This is a genomic window from Candidatus Methylomirabilota bacterium (genome assembly GCA_036002485.1).
In the GTDB taxonomy this organism is placed as follows: Bacteria; Methylomirabilota; Methylomirabilia; order Rokubacteriales; family CSP1-6; genus AR37.
Genome location: DASYTI010000182.1, coordinates 1 through 4,506 on the forward strand (window position 1 = coordinate 1; position 4,506 = coordinate 4,506).

4 protein-coding genes are annotated in these 4,506 nt (G+C 66.6%); 2 read left to right on the forward strand and 2 right to left on the reverse strand.

Annotated features, from left to right (window positions below):
• Positions 1-1,256 (forward strand): ABC transporter substrate-binding protein (locus VGT00_16925; protein ID HEV8533109.1); only part of this gene is annotated, 1,256 nt, incomplete at its 5' end.
• A 49-nt stretch (positions 1,257-1,305) separates the two neighbouring features.
• On the opposite strand, the gene VGT00_16930 is transcribed toward VGT00_16925, so the two are convergent.
• The gene (locus VGT00_16930; protein HEV8533110.1) at positions 1,306-2,457 is read right to left on the reverse strand and encodes an amidohydrolase family protein; all 1,152 of its coding nucleotides are present in this window, start codon (positions 2,455-2,457) and stop codon (positions 1,306-1,308) included.
• 180 nt (positions 2,458-2,637) lie between these two features.
• Between VGT00_16930 and VGT00_16935 the strand changes: the two genes are divergently transcribed.
• On the forward strand, positions 2,638-3,423 hold the full coding sequence (locus VGT00_16935; protein ID HEV8533111.1) for a methyltransferase domain-containing protein: 786 nt from the start codon (positions 2,638-2,640) through the stop codon (positions 3,421-3,423).
• A gap of 5 nt (positions 3,424-3,428) precedes the next feature.
• On the opposite strand, the gene VGT00_16940 is transcribed toward VGT00_16935, so the two are convergent.
• Positions 3,429-4,505: an enolase C-terminal domain-like protein gene (locus tag VGT00_16940; protein ID HEV8533112.1), complete on the reverse strand. Its 1,077-nt coding sequence runs from the start codon at positions 4,503-4,505 to the stop codon at positions 3,429-3,431.
• Position 4,506: the final 1 nt, after the last annotated feature.

Sequence of the window (4,506 nt, forward strand, 5' to 3'; positions counted from 1 at the left end):
AGGAGGACTTCATGAACAGGCGCATGTTCCTTGCCGGGATGGGTGCGGTCGGCGCTGGCCTCGTCAGCCGGCCGCTCACAGGTCGCGCGGCCAGCGGGCCCATCCGCATCGGGTTCTTCGGACCCCTCACGGGCAACTTCTCCCAGACGGGCAAGGACATGACGGACGGCTTCAACCTTTTCTGGGAAGAGGTCGGCTACAAGGTGGCGGGCCGCGAGGTCAAGGTGTTCGTGGAGGACTCCGATCCCGAGCCGGCGGGCGCCATCACCAAGGTCCGCCGCCTGGTCGAGCAGGAGCAGGTGCACACGATCGCGGGCGGACTCCTGGCCGCCACCGGCTACGCCATCGCTCCGTACCTCGAGCAGAACAAGCTCCCGTCCATCTATCCCGTGATGGCGCCCGACGACATCACCCAGCGCAAGCCGAGCCGGTGGATCGTGCGCACGTCCGCGACCAGTAGCCAGCTCACCTTTCCGCTCGGGGACTATGCCTACAAGCAGCTGAACCTGCGCCGGGTGGCCACCATCAGCATGGACTACGCCTTCGGCTGGGAGTCCAACGCGGGATTCCAGCGCGTGTTCGAGGATCTGGGCGGGAAGGTCGTGCAGAGAATCTGGACGCCGTTGACCGCCCAGGACTACGCCCCCTACCTGACCTCACTGAAGAAGGACGTGGACGGCGTGTACGCCTGCCACACGGGCGGCCTCTCCCCGCGCTTCGTCAAGGCCTGGAGCGACTTCGGCTTGAAGGGAAAGATCGCGCTGGTGGGCGTGGGCACCCTCACCGACGAGAACATCCTCAAGGCCATGGGCGACGAGGCGCTGGGTGTCATCACCTCGCTGCTCTACAGCTCCGCCCTGGACAACCCGGGCAACAAGAAGTTCTCGGCCGCGTACGAGAAGCGCTACAACCGCACCACGTCGCTCTATTCCGCCGAGGGCTACACGGGGGCGCGCTTCTACTACAACGCCCTGCGGGCCATCAACGGGGAGGCCGAGGACAAGGAGAAGTTCATGGCCGCCCTCCGGAAGGTGGAGATCAACGATGACGCGCGCGGTCCCATGAAAATGGACGATCTGGGCAACCCCATCCAGAACATGTACATCCGGAAGGTCGAGCGGGTGGGCGGCCAGCTCCAGAACACCGTCATCCACACCTACCCGAACGTGTCGCAGTTCTGGACGTACAACAAGGCCGAGTATCTGAAGGCACCGCCGTACGACCGGAACACCCCAGCCTGCAAGTTCTGCGAATGACTTTCATCCCTCTCCCCCATCGGGGGAGAGGGATGCGCCGGACAGCCCGCTAGGAGAGTTTGTACAACCGGGCGCAGTTGTCCCAGAGGATCTTGGCCTTGGTCTTGTCGCTGACGCCTTCGAGGCGGGTGAACTCCTCGATGGCCACAGGGAAGAGCCCATCCGAGTGCGGGTAGTCGGTGGAGACGACGATGTTGTCGTCGCCGATCGCCTCCACCACCTGGCGGAGTGGCTTCTCGTCGGAATCGGTGGCGATATAGCACTGGCGGAAGAAGTACTGACTCGGGAGCTGCGAGATCTGGATCTCCGAGCCCGGGCCGAACTTCTCCCAGGCCTCGTCGAGCCGCCAGAGATACCAGGGCAGCCAGCCGCACGTGCCCTCGAGGAAGGCGCAGCGGAGCCCCGGATGGCGCTCGAGCACGCCGCCCGCGGCCATGCTGCCAAACGCCATCATCAGCTCGATCGGGTTCCGGCCCGCCACACCGATGACGCGGCCGTTCGGGGTATCCAGATACCGGCGGGCGATGTCGTCCCGGAGCGAGGACTGCCCGGTCGGGTGAAAGCCCACGGGCACGCCGAGCTCCTCTATCGCGCTCCACAGCGGCTCGAAAGCCGGATCGTGGATGTGGCGACCGTTGATGGGGTTGGGATTGCCGATCACCGCAATGGCGCCCAGCTCGCGGACGGCTCGCTTGGCCTCGGCAATCGCTCCCGGGATGTCGTGGAAGGCGAGCTGGGCGGCGAACTTGAGCCGGCCCGGATTGATGGCGCAGAAATCCCGCGTCCAGTTGTTGTGCGCGCGCGCGAGGGCGGCTGCCACCTGCGGGTCGAGATCGTCGTGCATCAGGACCTGGCGGCCGCGCGTGCCGTAGATCACGGCGACGTCGATGCCCTCGATGTCCATGGCCTGCAGATGCGTCTCCGCGTCGTAGCCCCGCGAGTGCGCGAGCGCGTAGTGAGGGTGGCGGGCGAACGCGCGCTCCTGGAGGCTCTTGCCGACCACCGCCGTGCGCGCCCGCTTGGACATCTCGGCAATCTCGACGCTGCCGACGCTGATCATCGGCTGGTTCGTCGCCCCCTCCGCGCGCCGGGTGAAGCGCGGCGCGAACTTCTTGAACGGCTCGTCCAGGTATTGCTCCCAGAGGCCGTCAGGCTCCATCGTGTGCAGATCGCTGTCCAGAACCCGGAACCCGTGCTTCATAGCTACCTCCTTGAGCGCGGCATCGGCTCGCTTGATCCATGGCGGGAATCCTAGCGCAACCCCTGGTGACTGCGCTAGGCTTCCGCCATGTCCCATTCCCACGAGCATCGCGGTTCCCATCGTCACGGCGGCACCAAACAGAGCGGAGAAGCCGAGCCATCCTGGAAGTCTCTCGAGCGGATGAATCACTTTCAGGAGCCGGAAGCCCGACGGATCATCGAAGATCTTGGGTTGCCGCCAGGGTCGCGCGGCCTCGACGTGGGCTGCGGCGTCGGCCTCTACGGCCTCTGGCTGGCCGAGGCGGTGGGCAGCGCGGGCCATGTGGTCGGCATCGAGCCTGAAGAAGATCGCGTGGAAGCGGCCCGGTCTCTCGTGGGCGGCCGGCTCGACGCGAAACGGTTGGCCTTTCGCCAGGGCGATGGCACGGGCATCCCGGAGCCTGCTCGCAGCTTCGACTGGATCTGGTGCGGCGACGTGCTCCATCACATCGTGGAGACGGAGCAAGCCCTCAAGGAGTTTCTCCGCGTCGTGCGACCCGGCGGGCGCATCATCATCAAGGAGTCCCAGGTGCTCTCCGCCCTCTTCCTGCCCGGGCATCCGGAGCTCGAGCGACGGATCCAGCTCGCCGAGATCCGTCGCACCCTCGATGAGGGTGGCGGGCGGTCGTTTCAGGAGCGCCGCCAGACCACGCTCGCCTCACTCCGGGCGGTCGGCCTCACCGATGTGGCCGTGCGCACCTACCTCCTGGAGCGCCGCGCCCCGCTGGGCCCCGCCGACCACGACTACATCCAGAGCACGGTCTTCACGCGGAACTGGGGCGAGCGCCTGCGCGAGCTGCTGTCGCCAGAGGATTGGAAGGAGCGCTCCACCCTGTGCGAGGCAGGATCCGCGACGAACATCCTGAAGAGCCCGGACTATTTCTGCGTCTATCCGATCACCGTCTTCGCCGCGCGAATCCCCGCCTGATCGCGTCAGGCGATCGCGTACCGCTTGACAGCGTCCTCGTTCCACGTGATGCCGCTGCCGGGCCGATCGGGAATGACGATGTGGCCGTCCTTGACCTGGATGGGCTCGGCCACGATGGGTGTGGCCCAGTCCATGTACTCCAGCCAGTGCCCGGTGGGCGTGACCGCGAGCAGATGCGCGCTGTACTCGGGGAAGAGGTGGCTCGACATCTCCATGCCGTAGGCCTGGGTGATCGCTGCGGCGCGAAGCCAGCCGGTGACGCCGCCGATACGCTGCACGTCGGGCATCACGTAGTCCATGGCCCGGGCCTCGAGGGCATTGATCAGCTCGAATGTGTCGACCAGGTTCTCCCCGGTCTGCAGCGGCGTCCGGAGCTCGGCGGCGACGCGCGCGCAGCCCGCGTAGTCGTCGTGCCGCACCGGCTCCTCGATCCAGTAGAGCCCTTCGTCGTCCAGCATACGGCCGCGCAGGATCGCCTCGTTGACGGTCAGGCGCTGGTTGTAGTCGCACATCACGGTGATCTTGTCGCCCACGCGCTTCTTGACCGCACGCACAGCGGCCAGGTCTTCGCTCGGATCATCGCGCCCCAGACGCAGCTTGATCGCGCTGAAGCCACCCTCCGCCATCAGAGCCTCGGCCTCGTCGGCCAGCCTCTCCACGGGCTGGATCCACAGGCCGCAGCTGTTGTAGGCGCGGATCGGCTTCAGCTCGCCGCCGAGTAGCTTGACGAGCGGGAGTGAGGTGGCTTGGGCAAGGACGTCCCAGGCGCACATGTCCACGCCGGCCAGCGCGAGACCGACCAGCCCCGGCGTGTCGAGGAGCGTGAGCCGCTTGCGGAGCTTCGCCTCGATCTCGAAGGGAGCCACGGCGTCACCCTTGAGCATGTCGCCCATCGCGTCCACACAGCCGAGGATGGGCCTGAGCGTCCAGGACGCGAATCCAAACAGGTAGGAGCGTCCGGTCAGGCCTTCTTCGGTCTCGAGGTCGATGAGCACCAGCGCCGCGTGGGGCAGCGCCCCGCTCGCCGAGATGGGCGGCCGCTTGAACGGCACCTGTACGGGTCGCGCGCGGATGCTTCGTATC

Coding starts and splice junctions, on each gene's coding strand:
- VGT00_16930 (HEV8533110.1), bottom strand. CDS start 2,457: ATGAAGCACGGGTTCCGGGTTCTGGACAGCGATCTGCACACGATGGAG.
- VGT00_16935 (HEV8533111.1), top strand. CDS start 2,638: ATGAATCACTTTCAGGAGCCGGAAGCCCGACGGATCATCGAAGATCTT.